Source organism: Bacillus sp. XF8, assembly GCF_017498755.1.
Lineage (GTDB): Bacteria > Bacillota > Bacilli > Bacillales > Bacillaceae_G > Bacillus_A > Bacillus_A bingmayongensis.
In genome coordinates, this window is sequence record NZ_JAGDQK010000023.1 from 1 (window position 1) to 23,541 (window position 23,541).

At 35.0% G+C, this 23,541-nt stretch carries 22 protein-coding genes and 5 pseudogenes; 16 read left to right on the plus strand and 11 right to left on the minus strand.

Annotated elements, in window-relative coordinates:
- The 3 genes and pseudogenes from J4P91_RS29580 to J4P91_RS15130 form a co-directional block, all read right to left on the minus strand.
- Positions 1–948: pseudogene (locus tag J4P91_RS29580) on the minus strand (hypothetical protein); the annotation flags it as partial.
- 157 nt (positions 949–1,105) lie between these two features.
- Positions 1,106–1,582: pseudogene (locus tag J4P91_RS29585) on the minus strand (collagen-like repeat preface domain-containing protein); the annotation flags it as partial.
- A gap of 73 nt (positions 1,583–1,655) precedes the next feature.
- A complete protein-coding gene (locus J4P91_RS15130) occupies positions 1,656–2,618 on the minus strand; it encodes a tyrosine-type recombinase/integrase (protein ID WP_207994795.1) in 963 nt (320 codons plus the stop codon).
- Between the two features lie 117 nt (positions 2,619–2,735).
- Here J4P91_RS15130 and spoVK point away from each other — a divergent pair, with 117 nt between their 5' ends.
- Positions 2,736–3,692, plus strand: a complete 957-nt coding sequence (gene spoVK, locus J4P91_RS15135) for a stage V sporulation protein K (protein ID WP_207994796.1) — start codon at positions 2,736–2,738, stop codon at positions 3,690–3,692.
- 46 nt (positions 3,693–3,738) lie between these two features.
- Here the strand turns inward: spoVK and J4P91_RS29425 are convergent, their stop codons facing one another.
- From J4P91_RS29425 to J4P91_RS15145, 3 genes are all read right to left on the minus strand, one after another.
- A complete protein-coding gene (locus J4P91_RS29425) occupies positions 3,739–3,873 on the minus strand; it encodes a hypothetical protein (protein WP_001051869.1) in 135 nt (44 codons plus the stop codon).
- A gap of 12 nt (positions 3,874–3,885) precedes the next feature.
- A complete protein-coding gene (locus tag J4P91_RS15140) occupies positions 3,886–4,023 on the minus strand; it encodes a hypothetical protein (protein ID WP_207994797.1) in 138 nt (45 codons plus the stop codon).
- 98 nt (positions 4,024–4,121) lie between these two features.
- Positions 4,122–4,745: a trimeric intracellular cation channel family protein gene (locus J4P91_RS15145; RefSeq protein ID WP_207994798.1), complete on the minus strand. Its 624-nt coding sequence runs from the start codon at positions 4,743–4,745 to the stop codon at positions 4,122–4,124.
- Positions 4,746–4,837: 92 nt separating this feature from the next.
- Here J4P91_RS15145 and hflX point away from each other — a divergent pair, with 92 nt between their 5' ends.
- The 4 genes from hflX to glnA all read left to right on the plus strand — a co-directional run bounded on the left by hflX (position 4,838) and on the right by glnA (position 9,326).
- Positions 4,838–6,115, plus strand: a complete 1,278-nt coding sequence (gene hflX, locus J4P91_RS15150; protein ID WP_207994799.1) for a GTPase HflX — start codon at positions 4,838–4,840, stop codon at positions 6,113–6,115.
- Positions 6,108–7,379, plus strand: a complete 1,272-nt coding sequence (locus tag J4P91_RS15155; RefSeq protein ID WP_207994800.1) for a methionine gamma-lyase family protein — start codon at positions 6,108–6,110, stop codon at positions 7,377–7,379. Before hflX ends, J4P91_RS15155 begins: the two co-directional genes overlap by 8 nt.
- 174 nt (positions 7,380–7,553) lie before the next feature.
- Complete coding sequence (glnR, locus tag J4P91_RS15160; protein ID WP_002014475.1) at positions 7,554–7,943, plus strand: transcriptional repressor GlnR; 390 nt, start codon at positions 7,554–7,556, stop codon at positions 7,941–7,943.
- Positions 7,944–7,991: 48 nt separating this feature from the next.
- The gene (glnA, locus tag J4P91_RS15165) at positions 7,992–9,326 is read left to right on the plus strand and encodes a type I glutamate--ammonia ligase (RefSeq protein WP_207994801.1); all 1,335 of its coding nucleotides are present in this window, start codon (positions 7,992–7,994) and stop codon (positions 9,324–9,326) included.
- A gap of 335 nt (positions 9,327–9,661) precedes the next feature.
- Here the strand turns inward: glnA and J4P91_RS28910 are convergent, their stop codons facing one another.
- Complete coding sequence (locus J4P91_RS28910; protein ID WP_243763866.1) at positions 9,662–9,853, minus strand: restriction endonuclease; 192 nt, start codon at positions 9,851–9,853, stop codon at positions 9,662–9,664.
- Between J4P91_RS28910 and J4P91_RS28915 the strand changes: the two are divergent.
- The 5 genes and pseudogenes from J4P91_RS28915 to J4P91_RS15185 form a co-directional block, all read left to right on the plus strand.
- Positions 9,839–9,952 (plus strand): annotated as a pseudogene (locus J4P91_RS28915) (DUF3983 domain-containing protein); the annotation flags it as partial. The gene J4P91_RS28910 and the pseudogene J4P91_RS28915 sit on opposite strands and share 15 nt — an antisense overlap.
- Positions 9,946–10,038 (plus strand): annotated as a pseudogene (locus J4P91_RS28920) (HNH endonuclease); the annotation flags it as partial. The pseudogenes J4P91_RS28915 and J4P91_RS28920, both read left to right, overlap by 7 nt.
- 200 nt (positions 10,039–10,238) lie before the next feature.
- The gene (locus J4P91_RS15175) at positions 10,239–10,544 is read left to right on the plus strand and encodes a hypothetical protein (RefSeq protein WP_374192050.1); all 306 of its coding nucleotides are present in this window, start codon (positions 10,239–10,241) and stop codon (positions 10,542–10,544) included.
- A 95-nt stretch (positions 10,545–10,639) separates the two neighbouring features.
- Positions 10,640–10,763: pseudogene (locus J4P91_RS29730) on the plus strand (N-acetylmuramoyl-L-alanine amidase); the annotation flags it as partial.
- Positions 10,764–10,933: 170 nt separating this feature from the next.
- Positions 10,934–13,015: a right-handed parallel beta-helix repeat-containing protein gene (locus J4P91_RS15185; RefSeq protein WP_207994803.1), complete on the plus strand. Its 2,082-nt coding sequence runs from the start codon at positions 10,934–10,936 to the stop codon at positions 13,013–13,015.
- Between the two features lie 1,096 nt (positions 13,016–14,111).
- On the opposite strand, the gene rfbG is transcribed toward J4P91_RS15185, so the two are convergent.
- From rfbG to J4P91_RS15205, 4 genes are all read right to left on the minus strand, one after another.
- Positions 14,112–15,200, minus strand: coding sequence for a CDP-glucose 4,6-dehydratase (gene rfbG / locus J4P91_RS15190; protein ID WP_207994804.1), 1,089 nt, complete (start codon positions 15,198–15,200; stop codon positions 14,112–14,114).
- Positions 15,201–15,226: 26 nt separating this feature from the next.
- Complete coding sequence (locus J4P91_RS15195) at positions 15,227–16,186, minus strand: NAD-dependent epimerase/dehydratase family protein (RefSeq protein ID WP_207994905.1); 960 nt, start codon at positions 16,184–16,186, stop codon at positions 15,227–15,229.
- Positions 16,187–16,310: 124 nt separating this feature from the next.
- Complete coding sequence (locus tag J4P91_RS15200; RefSeq protein ID WP_374192051.1) at positions 16,311–18,368, minus strand: glycosyl transferase; 2,058 nt, start codon at positions 18,366–18,368, stop codon at positions 16,311–16,313.
- A 34-nt stretch (positions 18,369–18,402) separates the two neighbouring features.
- Entirely contained in the window at positions 18,403–19,152 is a 750-nt protein-coding gene (locus J4P91_RS15205) for a sugar phosphate nucleotidyltransferase (RefSeq protein ID WP_207994806.1), read from the minus strand.
- Positions 19,153–19,435: 283 nt separating this feature from the next.
- On the opposite strand from J4P91_RS15205, the gene J4P91_RS15210 reads away from it, so the two are divergent.
- From J4P91_RS15210 to J4P91_RS15235, 6 genes are all read left to right on the plus strand, one after another.
- Positions 19,436–19,774 (plus strand): YmaF family protein, encoded by a 339-nt coding sequence (locus J4P91_RS15210; protein WP_207994807.1) that lies wholly within the window; start codon positions 19,436–19,438, stop codon positions 19,772–19,774.
- A 175-nt stretch (positions 19,775–19,949) separates the two neighbouring features.
- On the plus strand, positions 19,950–20,819 hold the full coding sequence (locus tag J4P91_RS15215) for a DUF2935 domain-containing protein (protein WP_051128661.1): 870 nt from the start codon (positions 19,950–19,952) through the stop codon (positions 20,817–20,819).
- 247 nt (positions 20,820–21,066) lie between these two features.
- Positions 21,067–21,489 carry a YfmQ family protein gene (locus J4P91_RS15220; protein WP_207994808.1) on the plus strand — a complete coding sequence of 141 codons (423 nt, stop codon included), beginning with the start codon at positions 21,067–21,069 and terminating at the stop codon, positions 21,487–21,489.
- 358 nt (positions 21,490–21,847) lie between these two features.
- Complete coding sequence (locus tag J4P91_RS15225; protein WP_017151382.1) at positions 21,848–22,159, plus strand: PadR family transcriptional regulator; 312 nt, start codon at positions 21,848–21,850, stop codon at positions 22,157–22,159.
- Between the two features lie 4 nt (positions 22,160–22,163).
- Positions 22,164–22,706, plus strand: a complete 543-nt coding sequence (locus tag J4P91_RS15230) for a DUF1700 domain-containing protein (RefSeq protein ID WP_017151383.1) — start codon at positions 22,164–22,166, stop codon at positions 22,704–22,706.
- Positions 22,707–22,711: 5 nt separating this feature from the next.
- Positions 22,712–23,512, plus strand: a complete 801-nt coding sequence (locus J4P91_RS15235; protein WP_207994809.1) for a DUF4097 family beta strand repeat-containing protein — start codon at positions 22,712–22,714, stop codon at positions 23,510–23,512.
- Positions 23,513–23,541 lie beyond the last annotated feature (29 nt).

The window sequence follows — 23,541 nt, forward strand, 5'->3', positions numbered from 1 at the left end:
GTCCTCGCTCGCCCTGAGGTCCTTGCTCGCCCTGAGGTCCTTGCTCGCCCTGAGGTCCTTGCTCGCCCTGAGGTCCTTGCTCACCTTGAGGTCCTTGTTCGCCTTGAAGCCCTCGCTCACCCTGAGGTCCTTGTTCACCTTGAAGCCCTTGCTCACCCTGAGGTCCTTGTTCGCCTTGAAGTCCTCGCTCACCCTGAGGTCCTTGTTCGCCTTGAAGTCCTCGCTCACCCTGAGGCCCTTGTTCGCCTTGAGGCCCTTGTTCGCCTTGAGGTCCTTGTTCGCCTTGAGGTCCCTGTTCGCCTTGAGGTCCTTGTTTTCCCTGAGGTCCCTGTTCGCCTTGAAGCCCTCGCTTTCCCTGAGGTCCCTGTTCGCCTTGAAGCCCTCGCTTTCCCTGAGGTCCCTGTTCGCCTTGAAGTCCTCGCTTTCCCTGAGGTCCCTGTTCGCCTTGAAGCCCTTGTTCGCCTTGAGGTCCCTGTTCGCCTTGAGGTCCTTGTTCGCCTTGAGGTCCCTGTTCGCCTTGAGGCCCTTGTTCGCCCTGAGGCCCTTGTTCGCCTTGAGGCCCTTGTTCGCCCTGAGGCCCTTGTTCGCCTTGAGGTCCTTGTTCGCCCTGAGGTCCCATCTCACCCTGAGGCCCTTGTTCGCCCTGAGGCCCTTGTTCGCCTTGAGGTCCCTGTTCGCCTTGAGGTCCTTGTTCGCCCTGAGGCCCTTGTTCGCCTTGAGGTCCCTGTTCGCCTTGAGGCCCTTGTTCGCCTTGAGGTCCTTGTTCGCCCTGAGGTCCCATCTCACCCTGAGGCCCTTGCTCACCTTGAAGTCCTTGTTCACCTTGAGGTCCTCGTTCGCCTTGAAGTCCTCGTTCGCCTTGAGGTCCTTGTTCGCCTTGAGGTCCTTGTTCACCTTGAGGTCCTTGTTCACCTTGAGGTCCTTGTTCACCTTGAGGTCCTTGTTCACCTTGAGGCCCTAGCTCGCCCTGAGGCCCTTGTTCGCCCTGAGGCCCTTGTTCGCCTTGAATCCCTTGTTCGCCTTGAGGCCCTAGTTTACCTTGAGGCCCCTGTTCGCCCTGAGGTCCGGTCATTCCAATTGGTGCAATTTGTAGTGAAGTAATTTGTAAATTTTTTATTTGCACGATGATTCTTTTGAATACACGATGATTGATTTTAAATAATTTAGTGATATACAGTAAAAAGTTGAGCAAGTTTTGTAATTCAATATATGTTGCATTTGCTACAAAAGGCTGATTTTCCAAAACAGTAATTAAATTTTCGACAATTGCGATGCCGGTTTCTCGCTGTGTAAGTGTTAAGTTTAAGCGTTCCAGGAACCCTTTTATTATTTCTAATAAGTTTATAAATTCTTTTATGTTAGATTGTATTGGATAGGAAAATACAGCTGGAATAATATTAGTTAAGTCACTTAAAGTATCGGAAAAAAGATTTAAGTATAATTCAGGAATAGGGGTATAATGAACTGCCGGAATACGGAGAGGTTGTGTTGGAAAATACGGTTTTGAAGTCTTTTTCAGATTATCGTTAAAATGAGACATTAAAATTCTCCTTTCTAATTTAGATGCTGAAAAACCTATCATAGTAGATGCAAGTTAAATATAAAAAGGAATAGGGGAACGGGCTGTTTGTATGAAAAATAGTAAAAACGCCTATTTATGAGGCGTTTTCTTTTTGTTTTGCGTATTGATAATACCTTTTTAAGGAAATTTTTGATTTGAAACCAACACGTTTCATGATTTCTTGTTCTGGAATGTGCTGCTCAATTAAACGTAAAATAAAAGTGTTCCGAAAGTGTTGACCAGAAATTCCTTTGCGTAAATTTGCTCGAGCTACTTCAAGACGAATCATTTTTTGAACAGCTATTTCTGTTAGTGCTTTCGGGGCATCGTTTTCGTACACCCAGCGATATGTGTTACGGTTGAAATCAAATGCTACAAACAGTGGGTCATCACTATGGTATTTGGGACGAACTGGTTCAGGGATTTTTTTATAATAGTTATATAGTTGTTTTTTGTCGTTGTGGGTTAAATTAATGGTTCTTTCAACACCTGCTACAGCTGGGATGGAAATTGTATTTGTTTCAAAATGAACGTGATGCATATTTAATGATACAAGTTCTTGTAGGGATAAGCCGTAGTCAATGAGTAAATTCACAATAGAAATATTACGATCCATTAGTAAGGGACGGACAGGACGTTGCTTCTCTGATAATCCTTCTAATGAAGTCAGGGTATGTTTTAAGCGTTTTTCATCCTCTTTTGAAATGAAATCTTCATCGCGTAACGCACGATTAGGTTGGATGACGAGTTCCATATCCTTTAATGGATTTGGGAGGTTTAAAAATTGATATAGTCTATTTAAGACAATAAATACACGGTGCATTGTTTTTTCAGAGTAATGTCGTTTCTTTTTTAAGTCGGAAAAATAATCTTCGTAGTCTTTTGTACAAAGTGTAGCCCATATATTACTAGAGGAAAGCTTTTTATTTTTTTCTAACCAATTCCCAAAATCTTCAATATCATAGACGTAACGTTTGATGGTTGAGGGTTTTCGACCTTTATTTAATAAAAAGGCAGAAAAAGCTTGTACCGTATCATGAAGATTCTTTGTTTCCATATTCCCACCACCCTGTTTTTTCTTATATTATAGCAAACTTTTCTGAAAATGGTTATTTATAGGGGAAGTGGAAATATTAATAATACTATTTGGTGAGTTGATAAAAGAGGTGATTGTATGGAACAATCGATGCGTAAGAAAAATAATAATCAAATTAATATCGTGTTAAATCACCGAAAGAAAGTTTCAGTACCCGCTTCAGAAAATAAATCGGTAATTTCAAGTGAAACATCTACGAAGCATGAGATGCTGCAGCGGATCGAAGAGGAAATGGGTAAACTTGTTGGAATGGAAGATATAAAAAAAATAATAAAAGAAATTTATGCATGGATTTATGTAAATAAGAAAAGGCAAGAAATCGGCTTGAAGTCAGAAAAGCAAGTGCTTCATATGTTATTTAAGGGAAATCCGGGAACAGGAAAAACAACTGTCGCAAGAATGATTGGGAAATTATTATTTGAGATGAACATTTTATCAAAGGGGCATTTAGTCGAAGCGGAACGCGCGGATCTTGTGGGAGAATATATTGGGCATACAGCACAAAAAACAAGAGATTTAATTAAAAAAGCCATGGGTGGAATATTGTTCATTGATGAAGCATATTCGCTAGCGCGTGGTGGAGAGAAAGACTTTGGAAAAGAAGCGATTGATACGCTTGTCAAACATATGGAGGATAAGCAACATGGATTTGTTTTAATTTTAGCGGGGTATTCAAGAGAAATGAATCATTTCCTTTCTTTAAATCCAGGCTTACAATCGCGCTTTCCATTTATTATTGAGTTTGCGGATTATACAGTGAATCAGTTGCTTGAAATTGGCAAGAGAATGTATGATGAACGAGAATATCAGTTATCAAAAGAGGCGGAGTGGAAATTCCGTGATCATTTACATGCGGTGAAATATTCATCGCAAATTACATCATTTAGTAATGGGCGATATGTCCGGAATATTGTTGAGAAATCCATCCGTACACAGGCGATGCGCTTATTACAAGAGGATGCATATGATAAGTATGATTTAATTGGGATATCAAGTAGTGATTTAACGCTTGAAGAAGAGACGCACAGTTCATAAACTGTGCGTTTACTTTATATCGAAGAGAAATGTAATGTATTATGTTTTATTTTGTATTTTTTGTTTTTGCTCGTTGTTCTAATTTACTTTTTGGACTTGTATCAGCTACATCTGATGCAAGTCCTTGTGGATTAACGCTACTACTTTGTCCGCGATTGCGGTTATTATTTCCTTTTGCCATTCTTTATCACCTCTATTCTTCTTTAGCTTTTTGTTGATATGCCCTATGATATCGCTCCATCTTTTCGCTTTTTTCACGGGCGGATTTTGGATCGAAGCTAATTTGGTTGACTGAGCTTTTTTGAGCTCCTTTATTTACGTGGTTTGTCATTATGTTCACCTCTCTTTAAAATTTAGTATGGACACTATGGACAGAAAAACACGTCAGAAAAGAAAAAACCCTTTACGATATGTAAAGGGATGAAATTGCTATTTATGAAGAGAACGCTCTTTATTATCTAAGCGTCTGTGTGGTAAATGCCATTTATAATGAATAGAGATCATACGGAAGCAAACAATCAAAATGAATAAAATGTACAAAGCCCAATCGCTAACAACGATTTTGGCGCCGATTAAAAAACCTGCTAAAATCGTCCAAAATGCATATACTTCCGCGCGAAGGACAAGAGGTTTACGGCGCGCTAATAAATCACGAATGATACCGCCGCCAATTCCTGTTAAAACAGATGCGACGATTGTAGCGCTAATAGGTAAGTTGAGTTTTTGCGCATAAAGCGCTCCTTGTACAGCGAATGCCGATAAGCCAATGGCATCTGTAATGTTCTCCCATCGTTTCCAATGTGTAATTAATTTATTTGGAAATAGAAAGATAATCGTCATTGACAAAAGTGCAATTTGAAATAACATGTCTTGTTGCCAAAAAGCGACGATTGGATAACCGATTAATAAGTTACGAAGGGCACCTCCCCCAAATGCGGTTGCCATTCCTAAAATATATACCCCAAAAATATCGTAATCTTCTTCCATTGCGACAATAGCTCCACTGAGTGCGAAGGCAATTGTACCAATGATGCTAAAAATCTCCCATGCCATGAATTTTCTCCCCCGCCAACTAGATGAAATGTGCTTCCTCTGCTATTATATTAGAAGGTTTAAATTTCGAAAAGGATGAGTGAACATATTTGATGGAAGAAAAAGAAAAAGTCATATTAGTTGGCTGTCAATTGCCGCAAGATGATGATGAACGGTTTATGCATTCCATGAAAGAGCTTGCGTCGCTTGCGAAGACAGCTCGTGCGGAAGTTTTGGTATCTACAACGCAAAAACGTCCGAAATTTCATCCTGCTACATACATAGGTAAGGGGAAATTAGAAGAACTTGCAGCGTTGACGGAGGAATTAGAACCGGCTGTTATTATATTTAATAATGAGTTAACACCTAGTCAAATTCGTAATTTATCTTCTGTATTAGATGCAAGGGTGATTGATCGAACACAACTGATATTGGATATTTTTGCTCAGCGTGCGCAATCAAGAGAAGGTAAGCTTCAAGTGGAATTAGCTCAATTGCAATACACAATGCCACGCCTTATGGGGCAAGGATTAGCGCTATCACGTCTTGGAGGTGGAATTGGTACGAGAGGTCCTGGTGAAACGAAGTTAGAAACAGATCGTCGTCACATTCGTTCCCGGATTGATGAAATTAAGAAACAGCTAGAGGTTGTTGTGGAGCACCGGAAAAGATATCGTGAGCGTAGAAAGGATAATCAAGTATTTCAAGTTGCGTTAATTGGTTATACAAATGCTGGGAAATCGACATTATTTAACAGATTAACAGAAGCGGATGCGTTTGAAGAAAATTTGCTATTTGCGACGTTAGATCCAACGACAAGAAAGATGCAATTACCTTGTGGTTATACTGTATTGCTAACTGATACAGTAGGTTTTATTCAAGATTTGCCAACGTCATTGGTTGCTGCGTTTCGCTCTACATTGGAAGAAGCAGGTGAAGCGGATGTGATTTTACACGTCGTTGATTCTGCAGATCCGAATTATGTGGGGCATGAACAGACGGTAAAACAATTACTACAGGATCTTGAAATTGATCATATTCCAATTATTACGGTTTACAATAAGAAGGATAAATTACATCAGAATTTTATTCCGTTTCCAAAAAGTGATTTTCTTATGACAAGTGCTTTTGAGGAAGTGGATTTATTAAGACTGAAAGAATCGGTAGAAACGAAGATGATGGAAGAGATGGAATCGTATAAGGCTATGATTCCTCCGAGTGAAGGTAAATTACTAACGCTTTTAAAAACAGAAACTGTATTAACTGGGATGGAATTTAAAGAAAATGAATTCTTCTATGAGTGTACAGGTTATATATTTGGTCATTCCCCGCTGAATGGGCAATTAAAGAGATTTTTAGTGGAAAAAGGAGAAGAGAATAACAATGTTTGATCGTTTGAAAAATGGAGGGAGAATCGCTCCTATTGTAAAAGAAGTAGAAGAACAAATTACAGGTGTACATAAACGCATTGATGCAGTAATTGAAAGTAATCAATTCCGTGTATTAGAAAGTTTTCGTGATCATAAAATTAGTGATTCACATTTTATCCCGACAACAGGCTACGGCTATGATGACATCGGTCGTGATACCTTAGAAAAGGTGTATGCTGATGTGTTTGGAGCAGAGGCAGGGCTCGTTCGTCCGCAAATTATTTCAGGTACACATGCGATTTCAACAGCTTTATTTGGTATTTTACGTCCAGGTGATGAGTTATTGTATATAACAGGAAAACCTTATGACACGTTAGAAGAGATTGTCGGTGTGCGAGGTAAAGGTGTTGGCTCTTTTAAAGAATATAACATTGGCTATAATGCTGTACCGTTAACGGCAGAAGGTTGTGTTGATTTTAAAGCTGTGGAAGCTGCGATCCATGAAAATACGAAAATGATTGGCATTCAGCGTTCAAAAGGATATGCGACTCGTCCATCATTTACAATTGCAGAAATTAAAGAGATGATCTCTTTTGTAAAAGAAATTAAGCCAGATGTTGTTGTATTTGTAGATAACTGCTACGGAGAATTTGTTGAGGAGTTAGAGCCGTGCCATGTTGGGGCGGATTTAATGGCAGGATCCCTTATTAAAAATCCAGGTGGTGGAATTGTAAAAACAGGTGGTTACATTGTTGGGAAAGAGCAATATGTAGAAGCTTGTGCGTATCGTTTAACGTCTCCAGGAATTGGAGCAGAAGCGGGTGCGTCTTTATATAGCTTACAAGAAATGTATCAAGGTTTTTTCTTAGCTCCTCATGTTGCTGGCCAAGCGTTAAAAGGAGCGGTCTTTACAGCTGCATTTTTAGAGAAGTTAGGAATGAATACATCACCAACATGGAATGCTGCAAGAACAGATTTGATTCAGTCTGTTCAATTTGATGACAAAGAGCGTATGATTGCATTTTGCCAAGCAATTCAATATGCATCTCCAATTAATTCTCACTTTACACCGTATCCAAACTATATGCCAGGTTATGAAGATGATGTTATTATGGCTGCAGGTACGTTTATTCAAGGTGCAAGCATTGAATTATCAGCAGATGGACCAATTCGTCCTCCGTATGTTGCTTATGTACAAGGTGGATTAACTTATTCTCACGTGAAGATTGCGATTTGTTCTGCGATTGATGCGTTAATTGAAAAACAACTATTAACAATTTCGTAAGAGGGAGCTGTCGATTTCGACAGCTTTTTTGTATAGAAGAAGGGATTTGTACCATTTTAAAAAAGAATGAAAAAATTTATAAAAAAATCATGTAAGAAAAGCTGACATCTGTTGACATCAAACATAACATGGTATAAAATGAGAAACAGTTAAGGCGAAGGAGGAACTGAAATAATGAAAGAAGATAGACGTTCTGCCCCGCTGTTTCCTATTGGTATTGTAATGGATTTAACACAATTATCTGCTCGTCAAATTCGCTACTATGAAGAGCACAATTTAATTTTCCCAACCCGTACAAAGGGAAATCGTAGATTGTTTTCATTTAACGATGTAGATAAGTTGTTAGAAATTAAAGATTTGTTAGATCAAGGCTTAAATATGGCTGGTATTAAACAAGTATTGCAAATGAAAGAAAATCAAACAGAAGCAGTGAAAGTAAAAGAAGAAACGAAAGAAATTTCAAAGTCTGAGCTTCGTAAAATTCTTCGAGATGAACTGCAACATACAGGCAGATTTAATCGAACTTCATTACGACAAGGTGATATTTCAAGGTTTTTTCACTAGAAATGACTGATTCTGAAGGTGTTTAGAGGGACTAAGGAGGAATTTATAATGGCAAGGTACACTAGAGAAGATATTTTCCGTTTAGCGAAAGAAGAGAATGTAAAGTATATCCGTTTACAATTTACGGATCTTTTAGGAAGTATTAAAAATGTAGAAATTCCAGTTAGTCAGTTAACGAAAGCTCTAGATAACAAAATGATGTTTGATGGATCTTCTATTGAAGGATTTGTTCGTATTGAAGAATCGGATATGTATTTGTATCCTGACTTAGATACTTGGGTAATATTCCCTTGGACTGCTGAAAAAGGTAAAGTAGCCCGCTTAATTTGCGACATCTACAATGCTGATGGCACTCCATTTGAAGGTGACCCACGTAATAACTTAAAACGTATGTTGAAAGAAATGGAAGCATTAGGATTTACTGAATTCAACCTTGGACCAGAACCAGAATTCTTCTTATTCAAAGTTGATGAAAAAGGAAATCCAACATTAGAACTAAACGATAACGGTGGATACTTTGACCTTGCGCCGATGGATCTAGGGGAAAACTGTCGTCGTGATATCGTTCTTGAACTTGAAGAAATGGGCTTTGAAATTGAAGCATCTCACCATGAAGTTGCACCAGGGCAACACGAAATTGATTTCAAATATGCGAATGCACTTCGTTCATGTGATGATATTCAAACATTCAAACTTGTTGTAAAAACAATTGCTCGTAAACACGGCTTACATGCAACATTTATGCCGAAACCATTATTCGGAGTGAACGGTTCTGGTATGCACTGTAACTTATCTCTATTCAAAAATGGGGAAAACGTATTCTACGATCAAAACGGTGACTTACAATTAAGTGATGATGCACGTCACTTCATCGCAGGTATTTTAAAACACGCGCCAGCATTTACAGCGGTAGCAAACCCAACTGTAAACTCTTACAAACGTTTAGTACCTGGCTATGAAGCACCTTGCTATGTAGCATGGTCTGCACAAAACCGTAGCCCATTAGTGCGTATCCCAGCATCTCGCGGTATAAGTACACGTGTGGAAGTACGTAGTGTTGATCCAGCTGCAAACCCATATTTAGTAATGGCAACATTATTAGCAGCAGGTCTTGACGGAATTAAAAATAAATTAACTCCGCCAGCTGCTGTAGATCGTAACATCTATGTTATGACAAAAGAAGAGCGTGAAGAAGCAGGTATCGTTGATTTACCAGCAACGTTAGCACAAGCTCTAGTTACATTACAATCTGATGAAGTTGTATGTGGTGCATTAGGTGAGCATTTACTTGAGCACTTTATCGAAGCGAAAGAAATTGAGTGGGATATGTTCCGCACACAAGTTCACCAATGGGAACGCGATCAATATATGACTCTTTATTAAGAGTGAAAAGCCTTGATATTACTAATATCAAGGCTTTTTCTTTTGGTGTAAAAAACAATAAGGTTTTTACAAAAAGAAAAACAGCCACAAAAAAATCTAAATTTTTTTAGCCTAAAACATCATTCATATACGATTCAAATCCTGCAATAGAATCTTTATTTATCTTGTCACTGATATGAGAGTAGATATTAGAAGTGACTTCGATATTTTTATGCCCTAAACGATCTTGAATATATTTCATATTTGTAAAAAAGTGCAAATGAAAAACAAAAAAGCAGCTAGCAAAAGCTAACTGCTCACCTCCGAAGTTGATGGGTGATGGATATTTTGATGATTTACTTGAGCGCTACGCGATCAAAAAGTAATACATCATTAGCAATTGCTAGTTTACGTGCAGGTTTTGTGAAATAGCTGTTAGTTGTCACACAGGCATGATTAGCATTGTAGTAGCCTTTTGTAACTTCTGATTGGTATCCAAGCAATTGGTCTAAGGAACTCAAGTATTTTTCGAATTGTCGATCATCCATTTGGTCAATTTCATTGATGCTAGATGTTCAAAAGAGGTCGATAAATCCCAAGTTAATAAGGCTTGGAGAAATGTTTTTGTAAAGGCAGGTATCTTGAAAAAGTCTTTGTGGATTGCCATAAAAAAGAACATGGAAGAGTTTTCGAAAGGAAGCCGAATAAATGGGAACATGATGAAAAGTGGTAAAAAGAATTCGGAATAAATACTCCCCTTAAAAAAATCAATTTTTTTAAGAAATGGAGCACCGAGGAGGGGGATGTGATTTTTCAAATTTTTGAGCTGTATCGCATAGGAACCCTTCCCTTTTTAAAAATATGATTGAATCGAGGTGATCATATGGCGGATATTGATGAGTGTGAGATGCTAGTTAACAAAGAAAAAATCGTTTGAGAAGATTATTTAAAGACATCCCACCCAGTAAATTAAAAGTAGTAGAAGGATTAATTATTCAAGCAGCAAGGTTACACGTTTTAATAAATGAGATGTGGGTAGATATACCTGAGAATGGTGACTACGAAATGTTCTCACAACCTGATAAGGCAGAGCTGTATGAAAGAGAGCGATCTGTTGCCCGATTATATAATACTCGTGATCAATCATATCAACGAATAATCAAACAACTTACGGACTTGCTACCAGAAGGAAGTAATAAGAAAGAAATTAAGAAGTATTCGGCAAGTGATTTGATATGATTAGTTATAAACATGTTAGTGAATATATAGAACTATATGTATCCTGCTTATTAATTATTTAAAGTGTGATATTTTAACTCGTACTGATTTACATTTTGATACTGAGTACAGCAACTCCAGAAGTTCCAGCTATTAATATTCAAAAATATGAAACTCGTACATGGCGTAACGCTTTCGTTCATTATGTATGCAGTTGATTGGAATGAAACCATTCAAATTGTTAAGGGACCACCACAATACAAAGTAAACAACGGCAAGGGAAAAACATACTATGTAACAGCAAATGAAGCCTATGTATATGTAAAATGATTTTAAAACCGTCTCTTTTTAGGGGCGGTTTATTTTATTAATGAATATAATATTTTAAGAAAATTAAGAGGTGATAATAATTGAATTATTTAATTGAATTAAATCGGTGGGGGATAAAAGAAGGATTACCTACAAAACCCTATGTAGATGCAGATTATATTCAAGCTGATAAGAATATTCAAGGGATAAACAGTGCGTTGCAATTTGCAGCATCTAATAATTATTCTGAAGTTATTCTTCCAAAAGGTAATTACGCTCTATGTTATCCTCGTGAAATTACCATGTTTACTAATTTGAAATTTAATTTAAATGGTTCGACACTAAAAGTAATATATGATTCTAACCAGAAATCACCATTCGATAATAGGACAACTACTGATTATTACAATTTCAAAGGGAATAGTATCGTCTTCAGTAAAGTCACCAACTCTCATTTATTCGGTGGAACTATTATTGGATGTAGGGATGACAGAAGCTTCTCAAATCCTTTAGAAGTAGCAATGGAGCATACTTATGGTATTCTCTTTCAAAAAAGTTCAAGTTATTGTTCTGTGAAAAATTGTATAGTTCGCGATTATATGGGCGATAACATTTCATTTAGTTCGAACTCTATTTTTGACTATGGTGAATTTAATCAAGGACTTACCTTAAGTGCTTTAGACTATAATACAGGACAGCCTATTTCCTCTACGAATACACTCATAACTAAGATGTTAAACATACCGCAAGACTTAACACCAAAGATAACTTCCTTCCTTATAGCTGGTGCAGGATATGCAAGAACAACAAATTTAAATAGTAAAGACTTGGATATCTTCTTTTACGATAATAACAATAAATTCATAGGTGTTATGAAGAAAAGAAGAATCTATACAGATATTTCAATCCCAGTTAACGCAATGAAATTTAGACTTCAATTATATAATGAAAACAATGTAAATAAGAATCTGCAATATACAATTATGTTTGGGGGTATCCCGCACCATAATACTGTTGAAAAATGCGAGGTTTTCAATGGTCATAGAGGTGGCATTACACTTGGTGGTAACTACAACGAAATTATAAACAATAGAATTCGAGACAACGGAAAGGGGTTGGTTAGATTTCTAGATGGAAAGCCAATTTTTAACGATCCAACCAGGTATTCAATAAACATGGAAGATTCTTATGGGGCGAGTTGCACTATAAAAGATAATGAAATTTACGGTAGTTATCATGGTATTTTGGTGGGGTGCTATGATATCCTTATTGAGCACAATCATATTTATAACATCGATTATATCGCAATTAATCTCTACTCATTACTCCATGCGACTATTAAGGATAATTTCTTATATAACTGTCAAAACAATATCGGTCTTATGACTTCTAATTTTAGTGCGGCTTTTGTAAATATTGAAGGTAACAGCTTCACAGGTGGTAATATGAATTTAACAAATGACTCTTATAGAGTTTCGTTATCAAATAATCAATACGTGAACCCTGATTTCGTCGCACTGGGAGATAATTGTACATTTGATAATAATCATTTCACTTTCACAGAAAACCCAGTTACTACACCGTGGTTAAAGGGAAATAAAATAAGCAAATGTACCTTTAAATCTGTCCCTACACAAAGAGAAATGACGTTTAAAGTGAAAGAATATGATAACTGTAGATTCGAAAACTTACGAGTCAGATCAGAAAACCCTAATGCTCAAAAGGTAGACATCTGCGAGTTCACTCGGTCAGAATTTCTTAATTGTGAGTTAAGAAATCATTTATTTAGTGGTCGTCCAATGAACATTAAGGTTACTAAATCAAAACTTATAGATACAACTTGTGAAGTTGGTATTACAAACGTGGATAATCAAACACCATACACATCATTAGAAGAATGTGATATCACCATTAATACTAAGAACAATTTGTTCTTATCCGACACCAACAGACCTTACACAACCTATAAGACAATCAATTGTAGAGTTACGATAAGTAATCCTGCGTTTTCTGCTTTGTTGGCATCTGGTTCAGTAGTCGGAGCAAACGAATTGATTCTAAAAGAAAATGAATTTGTCTATACAGGAACAACGCCACTCTTTTTGAAATACTACACAAATAAGAATCATATTCGCAACTTTGTTAATTCGAACAATACTTTTACCAATATTACTTTACAGTAAACTATAGCTGGCTCTTTCGAGGCAGCTCTTTTTTACTTCTCTGCTATTCTTCCCTTAGTTACATCATGATGGTACCGCCCTATAACTAACAAAAAAACTCTAATACTCAATTTGATGAGTATTAGAGTTTTTTTGCGGTTTGATTACAGGTATCTAATCAAACATTTTAAATCAGTTGGTTATGACATTACGAATACAAAAGTAGGTTATCAACATCTAGATATAATGATAACATAATTTATAGGGTAAACAATATGTAAAGTTGCATAATGTAAAATTACATATTGTTAGGTCGATATTACTTTCCTATAAATATGATTTCTTTCGGAAAATTTTTTAAAAAAGCTGACCAAAGTTAGTCAGCTATATTCCTTTTGACCACAGACCACAAAAATGACCACACACTCAACATAAATTAAATATATTAAATTTCATTGTGATGCAATAACGTTTAATATATTTGCGACAAAATGCAAAAGAATAACATAAACGTATCTAATTGATATGATATACTTTATACGGCGCATGTGGAGAAATTTTAATATCGCCCCACCTTTGCCCCGCTTTATAGAAAAACATAGAAAATGATTTGAAAAGAAAAAATGAAAAAACGTTGATTTTACTGGGTTTATGAGGGTTTTAGAAATGACAGAACAAGGGGATACATGTTCCGCACACAAGTTCACCAATGGAAACGCGATCAATATATGACTCTTTACTAAGAGTCTCAAACCCTTGACACATAATGTGTTGAGGGTTTTTTCTGTTTGGTCGTTTTACATATGTCCCATCAAGGAAACTATCTTTGTCTCGCTTTTTTCCATATTAACTTCTTGCCCCATATAAGCATTATATTTAGTTTCTTCATTCTCAATGATTTTAGGAGTAATATGAGAATAAATATCGGCTGTGATTTCAATGCTGTTATGACCTAATCGTTCAACGCCAGCTTTTAATAAAGGTACGGTATAGGAACGTCCAAGACCATGAATACTTAATGAATGTAATTTTGTTGTTTTAGAATGCGATCTAGTGTATTTTTAAATGTTGATTTAGTGAGAGGGTTTTCTGTTAATATAAAAACAATTTTCTTTTCTTAAGACTGCAAATATTGTTGAATTTGGCTAATACATAAATTTCTCATCTGTGCACTGGAGTACGTATTGTAATTTTTATACCAGTCTAATGTATGGTCTATAGTCTGTTGAAGGGACCATTTTGGTTCCCAATTGAGCTTGAAATTTGCTTTACTTATATCGAGGTTTAGGGTTGTTGCCTCATGAAATTCTTCTTGATGTACATTTGATGATGTCCAATTCCCACATCCCCAAGTCTTTATTATATCAGTAACAAGTTCTTTTACTGAGACAATATTATTTAGTTTTGGACCAAAGTTCCATGCACCAGAAAAAAGAATACCGTCTGTTAAAATTTTTTCTGTTAGAAGCAAATATCCACTTAAGGGTTCGAGTACATGTTGCCAAGGTCTTATTGCATTAGTGTTTCTAATAACAATTTCACGATTTGATTCTAGTGCTCGTATACAATCAGGAATAATCCTGTCTATTGACCAATCTCCGCCGCCAATTACATTGCCAGCTCGGACACTTGCGATTATTTTTTTATGATGCTCATATTTTTTTTCTGGAAAGTAAGAGTTACGATAGGAAGAAATTAAAAGTTCACAGCATCCTTTGCTAGAGCTATAGAGGTCATATCCGCCCATTGGATCATTTTCGCGATATCCCCAAACCCATTCACTGTTCTCGTAACATTTGTCACTTGTAACTATAATTCCTACTTTAGTTGATTCATGTAAACGAATTGCTTCCAATATATTCATTGTTCCCATAACATTTATATCATACGTATCTTTAGGATAATCATAGGAATATTTAACAAGTGGTTGTGCAGCTAAATGAAATACAATCTCAGGCTTATATTCTTTGAAAATCTTATTTAATTTATTAAAGTCTCTAATATCCCCACGAATATCAATTATATCGTTTTGGAGATTTGTTATTATAAAATTATCTTTTTTATTTTTCGGATTTAAAGAATATCCAAGTACAGTCGCACCTAATTCTTTTAACCATATGGATAGCCAAGAGCCTTTAAAGCCGGTGTGACCTGTAATTAAAACCTTTTTTCCATGAAACACATTATTAAAGTTATTATTTAACAATTGATTCACACCTTAGAAATATATTTTCATGCATCCAGATATAAATGTGCATTATGTTTATACCAATTAACAGTTTTAATAATACCTTCTTCAATATTTATGCGTGGCTCCCAGGAGAGCATACTTTTGATTTTATTAATATTCGGTTTAGAAATCCATCTTTCATTAGTTCTATAGGATAATGCACCATAATTGGGTCTTTTATCTGTCTGCAAGTGTTTAAAGAGTAATTCCACATAATGTTTTAAAGGGTGAATTTCACCACTTCCAATATTAAAAATCTCATTTTGTATAGAATTATTTTCAATGGTTAACATACAAGCATCTATAATGTTATCTATATAGCAGTAATCTCTTAATTGATTACATAAGGTTAAATCTACATTTCTATTCTGTAATACCTGTAAAATAATATAACTAAAAATTTTATGTGGTTCTTCACCTTCTCCAAATATTCCAAAGGGTCTTAAGGTTATAAGGTTTGCATTATTGTCAGCAGCAATTTGATGAGCGAGTATAGTGGCTGCTGCTTTGCTACTTCCATAAATATCTACTGGTGTTAGTGCCATATCTTCCTGAATAGATTCTGATTTATTTCCATATTCAGAGCTGCTTCCAATATTAATAATCTTTTTGCAATCTATAGATTTTGTTGCTTGAATAATATTAATTGTACCTACAACATTCGTCTCAATGGCATTCATGTAATCTGTATTAGTTGAATTTACCCCATATGCAGCAAGGTGAAAAATATAGTCTGGACGGATTTGTTTTATAATATTTTGAACTTTTATTTTATCGCGTATATCTACTTCATACAGTTTGATACTTTTTAATACTTCTTTAAGACGCCAAGGATTCGATGATTTTCTTGCCAAAATAACGACCTTTGCTTGTAATTTTAATAATCTTCGTACTAAATGAGAACCAATAAATCCGTATCCACCAGTGACAAGAAACGTTTTATTTTCGAAATGATCAATCATATTCATATAATTTCATTCGTCTCCTTAAAAAATAATTTTTAGGTAAAGGGAATAAGGAATTCTAATTAGAAGTTTTATAGAAATCAGGAAATAATACTATTTATATAAAAAGAGAGAATGGGTTTTATCTGAAATGCGGGGAAGAGTATTGAAAATAGTTTTTTACTGAGGACTTATCTAATTGTCCAGCAAATAAAGGAGTAAGAGAAAAAATATTATGAAGAACGCGACATGTATTTCTTATTTTTTTGATATAAGGGATATATATATATTCTAAAATTGATTGATCAATTTCTACATTTTCTTGTTTCCATAAATCAAATTCGTTTGTATTAATAATTTGCATACTCCCAAAATGGAAAGTGATTAATTCATCTTGATCTATAAAAATCTTGTTTTCGGCTTTTGTTATAGGAGAATGATTATTTAAAATTAGATTCCAAGGTGCAGTGTTAATACCCTTGTGAGTCAGGATTTTGATATTAGAAAATATATCAGGGATGTGATTTAAATATTTTTGATCTCCCCATCTATTCATCTCGATATCATATACAGCATTGCAATATTCTAGGCACTTATCTTTCCACCATGTTAAAATATCTTTACTGTTTTGATCATTTTTAAATCCTATTAGGCCCGCCTGATACATACCGTGTACATTTTCCAGTTCGGCAGTGCCTCTCTGTGGACAAAGAAATACAGAATACTTCCACCATTCATCTAGAATGATATTAGGTTTTGCAAAGAAATACATATCTGCATCACAGTATATAATGTGATCAACTTCAGAATAATTATTAAGAATATGGAGGCACAGAGGAGCTTTTAATGTCCAACAGTATTCCTGTAAACTTCTTTCATTCTTTATACTTAAGAGTTCATGATTTTCTAGGTCTTTCACATGAACCAGTATAGCATGCTTCAATTTTAGATTTGTGAGAATTTGATAAGTTAAATTATCCATACAACAGATCCATACAGTAAAATTTGGACAATGATTTTCAAGTGAATAATAACAAGTTAGACCTTGAATTAAACGTTTTTGACTTATAATCATTGAATAATTCATAAAATGATTTGATTGATTTATTTTTCTTCTTAATTGTGAATCTTTATATAAAGTTTGCGCCTCATTTATATCTTTACCACTTAGTAGTCGCTTTGTTTTTTTACCTAATTTTTCTGTTAATTTTTTGAGGGTAAACTGAATTTGTTCTAAATAGGGGGTATAGATATGGTGTAATATATTATTTGGTATTGAGATTTCACCTAAAGACCAAAGGTCAAAATCCTTTTCGTTGAAAATGCTAATACACGCAAAATGATATACAATTAGTCTATCTGTTTCGATGTATATCTCATCTTGTTTTTTATCAATTTTATAATTGTTATTATAAATACAATTCCAAGGTGCAGCATTTATACCTAGATTTCTTGAGATTTTTACTTTTGGAAAATAAATGGGGATAAAATCTAAATATTTTTGATCACCAAATCTTTCATTATCAGGGGTAGCGCTACACCAATCTAAGCATTTATCTTTCCACCATCGTACGCTTTTTAGTCCGTAGAAATCGTTTTTAAATCCAATTAATCCAGCTTGGTATTTTCCATATTTTTCTTCCACCCAGTCGCGGTCTCTTTGCGGACAAAGAAAAATAGAATTGTCGCCCCATTCTTCAAATATCGCATTAGGATCAGAGAAGAAATATAAATCACCATCACAATAAAGAACAGATGGCAAATCATAATTTACCAATAAATACTCAATAAGTACGGACTTTAAAGTCCAACAATATTCATTGACTGCCCTTTTTCTTTTAATAGCTTTCAAACTTGCGTCCTCTATATCATGTGCCTGTAAGAGATTTACATTATTCAAGTTCATTTCTTTCAATATTGAATACGCGAATGAATCTATACAACAAATCCATAATGTGAATTTTTGTGAATTTTGTAATAAAGATTGTCGTAAGGCAATTATTTTTAAGACGTATTCTGTTCCAACTATGGCACAAAAATGATTTCCAGAGTGGGACTGTTTATTATAAAATAGAGGTTTTCTTTTTTTAATTGTAGATTTTTTAAAGTAATTAACAGCTGGAGCATCTGAAGTATCTGGAGATAACGGAACATCTTTTTCTACTGTAGAGGGGGTATAAGGGCGCGGTAAACTTTGCATTCTATCGCTAAAATTCAATGTTTATTCATTCCTTTCAATTAATTTTGTTAGGGTTCCAGCTTTCATTTGCATCTTTAAGATCTTTAGGTGTATCAACACTAATCCAAAAATCATTGTACTCATAAACTGAAAGTTCATTGTTTTTTATTAAATTAAGTAGGGGTTCCTCTTCAAGCATACAATCATTATCATTTAAATAATTGAATATTTCTTTATTAAATACAAAAAAACCACCATTTATTACAGCATCAAGTAGAGGCTTTTCCTTAAAGTCTATAGCAATCCCATTTTCGACCTGTAATAGACCATATTGACTACTTTTTTTAATGCCAGTTAATGTTGCAGTTTTCCCTTTATCTTTATGAAATTTTATAAGTTCATTAATATTTATATTTGCTAATCCGTCACCATAAGTTAATAAAAATATCTCATCCTGTATATGCTTTTCAAGCTTTTTTAATCTGGTTCCGGTCATTGTTTCAATTCCTGTATCTATAAATTTTATATTCCACTTTTCTGGTTCTTCGAGCAACTGGTACTGATTATTTTTTAAATCTAAATTAAAATCATGTTCCTTCCATGTATAGTCCATGAAATATTCTTTAATTTTTTCACCTCTATATCCTAATGGTAAGATGAATTCATAATGTCCAAATCTTTTATACCAATTCATTATATGCCAAATGAGAGGTTTTCCTTGAACTTGAACTAATGGTTTGGGAATATTTTCTAAAATCCCCTGCATCCTTAATCCTTTTCCACCACACAAAATTATGACTTTCACAATATCTTTCCTACCCTTCTGTTTATATAACTAATTTAAACTATGTCGCACATATTAACTTGTATCCACGTATGTACGGGTATTTATAAAAAAAATAAAATGAAGGGTTAACAATAAGAAGTTGATTCCTTTAGGGAAGGTACGGAAGGCATAATATTTACTTTAAACTACTTAATTATTCTTATTACTGAATAGTCAGTAAATAGGGGGCTAATAGGTATTAATTTTGATTTTAAACATATAAATTTATAAAGTTTATTTTGATGGACAAGGAGGGAGTAGAGTGAAAAGGGTAGGAAAAGCTGATTTTGTTTCAGGATTTGTACCTAATCATAATCATGGGTCTGTTGATTATACATCTGTCGATGCGGGACATGTACATCAATGTTTAGATGTAACTTCTCCACCAATTCAAACGCAGGATGGAGGGCATATACACTATACAGAAGGATATGTAGTATTTGAAGATGGACATACTCATTACTATAAGGCGCACTCGGGGCCAGCTATTCCAGTTGGAAATGGGATGCATGTTCATTATTATGATTTTTATACAACGGAAGATAATGGACATAAACATCGGATTAGGGGAGTGGACCAGCCTGCTCCAGGTAATAAATAGGTAAAGGAAGCTCACATGTTAGTTAAGTGTGGACTTTTTCATTCTATAGATGAATCTTTGGTTATAGTGAATGTTACCAATTCATATACATAATGTAGCCTTGATACTTTTAAGGGCGTTAGGGGGGAGTTTAGTGAGTAATGGGAAACAACAATCTGTTCCCGGTCATTTTGTCATGGATACACAGCGGGCTATGTTACTTCCGCCGGAATTGAAAGCCGCGCCTTCTGAATCGTTAACAGAACAATTATTTATCGAAAGGTCCTTAACTGAAAATCGGTTTTGGTTACGAATTATGAAGGAACATGCGCTGTTTCTTAGTGAAGGATTTAATCGGAAAGATAAAAATCTAATTCAACAAGTAGATCAGTTCTTTCAGCTTTTTGATCGGCATTTACAAAAAGCATTCTCTATTCCTCAAACTGTTCAAGCAGTCAGGCAATTAAATGAAGAAAGTATTCAGTTAGTTTATGCATTTCGAAATTATAAAAGAAATCTTTTAATTTTAATTATTAATTGTAAGGTAAGTGGTTTCAACTTTCCGTTATTAGTAGATCATATTGCGCGAGAAGCGGAATATTTTATAAGAACGCTTCAGAAATTTAATGAAGGAAAAATGGATCCAATTCAAGATGCGATAATTAGTGAAAATGTGTTTTGGCTAAGAATTATGATGGAACACTCTCGTTTTATTGCTTCTTTGCTTGATCAATCAGAGCGAAATTTAGTTCATACTGCTTCAAAATTTGGTGATGATTTTGAAGTTCTTCTTGGTCAAGCGAGGGATGTTGAATCTATGCTATATCAAAAACAACCGACATATCCAATTATCGGAAAAATGAATAAAGATAGTGAAAATGCCACAGTTGAATTGAGGAATTTCAAAAAAGCTGGATTAGAGCTCATCCAAACATGTCAAATTAAAAGTGTAATTAATCCATTACTAGCCGATCATGTTGTAAGGGAAGCCGAGCATTTCTTATTTATGATTCATGTGTTGGAAGAAAGGTTGAAACAAAAGCAAATGCAACAATCGATGGAATGAGTGCTTTTTTATTATGCAACAACTCATGTCATTTTCAACATGAAAAGGTCGGTAATTTCTATGCTAAGGAATTATCGGCCTTTTCTGTATGCTTACCTTTCTTCATAAATATAGACTGTACGAAAGTGGATGGTCCATCTTTATCACGTATCAAGTGTCACACAATATACAAAAATTAACTAATTACACTGTGATAATATTAGTAATGTAATAATATGAATTTAGCACGTAACGGAGATGATAAAATATGACGACCTGGTTTATAGTTATGTTAATTCTTTTCGGGGGTTTTAAAATAGTGGTGGCAAGTATTCCAACCTCTGTTGTGGAGTCTTTTATCAGTAGATTTGAACTGCATCCGCAACTAAATAATGAGGCTGTTACCGTAACTATTGATGGAAAGTGCTTAGACGGTGAAGAAAAAATTCAAATTGTTGATTATTTTAACGAAGCGATATTTTTAGAGAAATATTATTTTCCTCCACAAGGCAGTGGAACTCCATTAGTCATCGATACTAAGAGGGGAAAAATCGATGTTAGGTTTTCTGTGTACAGTTACGATGATCACGTTGATGTAGTCAAGCAGTACAAGAAGAAAGTAGTCGCATATAGTTTGCGTTCCAAAAGCCTGCAAAATCGTTCGCTGATGGTAACGGGAAATTTAGCTTAAAGAGATTGTCAAAGAGACAATCTTTTTTACGTATTATAAATACTAATAGGTTAATTTTAAAATGATATTACAAATGAAACGTTAAAAATTAATATTCCTGAAACAGCATATTTAGACGAAGAATTAGAAATATACCCTGCTGTAGTTGTATTATGGTATAACAATCTATAAAAGATATGGTTTATCACGTTTTTCCTGTATGTAGGGAAGGAGAAATCATGATTTTTTTAATTAATTGAGTGTAAAGTGCTTTATTAAATAGACAACAGTACCTTGCAATAAACAATAGTAAATGGTATATTATGGGTAACGTAAGTACCTTGCATTGATTAGTACTAATTGGAAAGGAGGATTGTCTTTGAACGTCCAGTTTAAAAAAGGTGTGCTAGAACTGTGTGTACTGGCACTTGTCAAACGAAAAGATTGCTACGGTTATGAACTCGTTCAGCAAATCTCCAATAAATTTTTAATATCGGAAGGGTCAGTATACCCGTTATTACGTCGTTTAACAAAAGAGGGGTATTTTCAAACGTATTTAAAAGAATCAACAGAAGGACCACCGCGTAAATATTATCAATTAACAAATCAAGGAGAAGAGCAACTCCATTTACTTGTAACGGAGTGGCGTGATTTTGCTAAAGGGGTACAAGAAATTATTGAAGAGGTGTAATGATATGAATAAAGAACAGTTTCTTAGAGAATTATCCGGACATCTTAGAAAGTTACCAGAAGAAGAAAGGCGAGATATTTTATACGATTATGAGGAGCATTTTCGGTTTGGGCAAGAGGAAGGAAAAACAGAATTAGAAATTATAAAAGGGTTAGGCTCGCCGAAATCAATTGCGAAAGAGATGTTGGCTTTATATCGTTTTGATGAAATGAAAAAAGATCCGTCTGCTTCGAATATAACAAGAGCGGTGATGGCAGCAATTGGCCTTAGTTTATTAAACTTTATTATTGTATTAGGCCCTTTAATTGCAATTGTAAGTTTTATATTTGCGCTTTGGGTTGGAGGGGTTACTTCAGTTGTGGCTCCGTTATTTGTAGTAATTAAAATACTAACTGGTACTTTTTTATGGCTTGATATATTTGTTTCTATTACGTTCGTTGGAGTAGGTTTATTGTTATGTATAGTTGCTTACTACTGTACAAAATGGTTTAAAAACTTTTGTGTAAGCTATATAAATTGGAATCTCAAAATGATTAAAGGGGAGTAACTGAGATGAAAAAAATATTGTTAGTAGCTGTCGCTTTTATCATTATTGGCGTTATTGGTATATCACAAACATATACAAAAGCAGTAGATGCGGCGGAAAGTGGAGATAAAGAAAAGGTTATTAAAAATGAAGCAATTAAAAATTTAGAAATTGATTTGGATGCTGGGGATGTTACGGTTCAAAGAGGAAATGATTCTTCTTTTTATATAAAACAATCAGGGAATATTGCAAAACAAAAAGTGAGTATTGATGAACAAGGAGATACATTAAAGATTCAAGGGAGGATAAAAAAGGGACTTTCATTCGATTTTTCATTTTTATCTTTCGGGTTTAAAACACCAGGAGTAACAATTGTTGTTCCAGAACGTTCCTATCAAGAAATAAAAGTGAGTTCTTCTGCGGGTGAGATAACAGTAAGTGATGTGAAAGGTGAACGTGTAGATGCATCGACGCTTGGTGGGGATGTAGAAATAGAGCGAGTGACAGCGAAGAAGGTAGAAGGATCTTCAAAAGCGGGCGAAATTAAAATGAAAAAAGTAAGTGGTAAAGTCGTAGCAAAAACAAAAAGTGGAGATGTAGATGTTATTGATCACGACTCCAAATATGATTTGGAAGCAAGTTCCACTGCAGGAGACGTTGACATTCGCTTGCTCGAAAAGCCTCAAGATGCGACTGTAAGTGGGAAAACATTTGCAGGTGAAGTGAGAATTTTTAAGGAAGAAGAGAGGGATGTAACACTAGGAAATGGTAGTGTGAAAATTAGCGGACAAACCTCCGCAGGAGACGTGACAATTGAAGCGAATTAAAAAATAGACCAGTCTTGCTGGTCTATTTT

What these genes read in the sequence shown, in the direction of transcription:
- J4P91_RS15130 (WP_207994795.1), bottom strand. Translation starts at nt 2,618, where the DNA reads ATGGAAACAAAGAATCTTCATGATACGGTACAAGCTTTTTCTGCCTTT.
- spoVK (WP_207994796.1), top strand. Translation starts at nt 2,736, where the DNA reads ATGGAACAATCGATGCGTAAGAAAAATAATAATCAAATTAATATCGTG.
- J4P91_RS29425 (WP_001051869.1), bottom strand. Translation starts at nt 3,873, where the DNA reads ATGGCAAAAGGAAATAATAACCGCAATCGCGGACAAAGTAGTAGCGTT.
- J4P91_RS15140 (WP_207994797.1), bottom strand. Translation starts at nt 4,023, where the DNA reads ATGACAAACCACGTAAATAAAGGAGCTCAAAAAAGCTCAGTCAACCAA.
- J4P91_RS15145 (WP_207994798.1), bottom strand. Translation starts at nt 4,745, where the DNA reads ATGGCATGGGAGATTTTTAGCATCATTGGTACAATTGCCTTCGCACTC.
- hflX (WP_207994799.1), top strand. Translation starts at nt 4,838, where the DNA reads ATGGAAGAAAAAGAAAAAGTCATATTAGTTGGCTGTCAATTGCCGCAA.
- J4P91_RS15155 (WP_207994800.1), top strand. Translation starts at nt 6,108, where the DNA reads ATGTTTGATCGTTTGAAAAATGGAGGGAGAATCGCTCCTATTGTAAAA.
- glnR (WP_002014475.1), top strand. Translation starts at nt 7,554, where the DNA reads ATGAAAGAAGATAGACGTTCTGCCCCGCTGTTTCCTATTGGTATTGTA.
- glnA (WP_207994801.1), top strand. Translation starts at nt 7,992, where the DNA reads ATGGCAAGGTACACTAGAGAAGATATTTTCCGTTTAGCGAAAGAAGAG.
- J4P91_RS28910 (WP_243763866.1), bottom strand. Translation starts at nt 9,853, where the DNA reads ATGGATGATCGACAATTCGAAAAATACTTGAGTTCCTTAGACCAATTG.
- J4P91_RS15195 (WP_207994905.1), bottom strand. Translation starts at nt 16,186, where the DNA reads ATGATTGATCATTTCGAAAATAAAACGTTTCTTGTCACTGGTGGATAC.
- J4P91_RS15200 (WP_374192051.1), bottom strand. Translation starts at nt 18,368, where the DNA reads ATGCAAAGTTTACCGCGCCCTTATACCCCCTCTACAGTAGAAAAAGAT.
- J4P91_RS15215 (WP_051128661.1), top strand. Translation starts at nt 19,950, where the DNA reads ATGGATACACAGCGGGCTATGTTACTTCCGCCGGAATTGAAAGCCGCG.
- J4P91_RS15220 (WP_207994808.1), top strand. Translation starts at nt 21,067, where the DNA reads ATGACGACCTGGTTTATAGTTATGTTAATTCTTTTCGGGGGTTTTAAA.
- J4P91_RS15230 (WP_017151383.1), top strand. Translation starts at nt 22,164, where the DNA reads ATGAATAAAGAACAGTTTCTTAGAGAATTATCCGGACATCTTAGAAAG.
- J4P91_RS15235 (WP_207994809.1), top strand. Translation starts at nt 22,712, where the DNA reads ATGAAAAAAATATTGTTAGTAGCTGTCGCTTTTATCATTATTGGCGTT.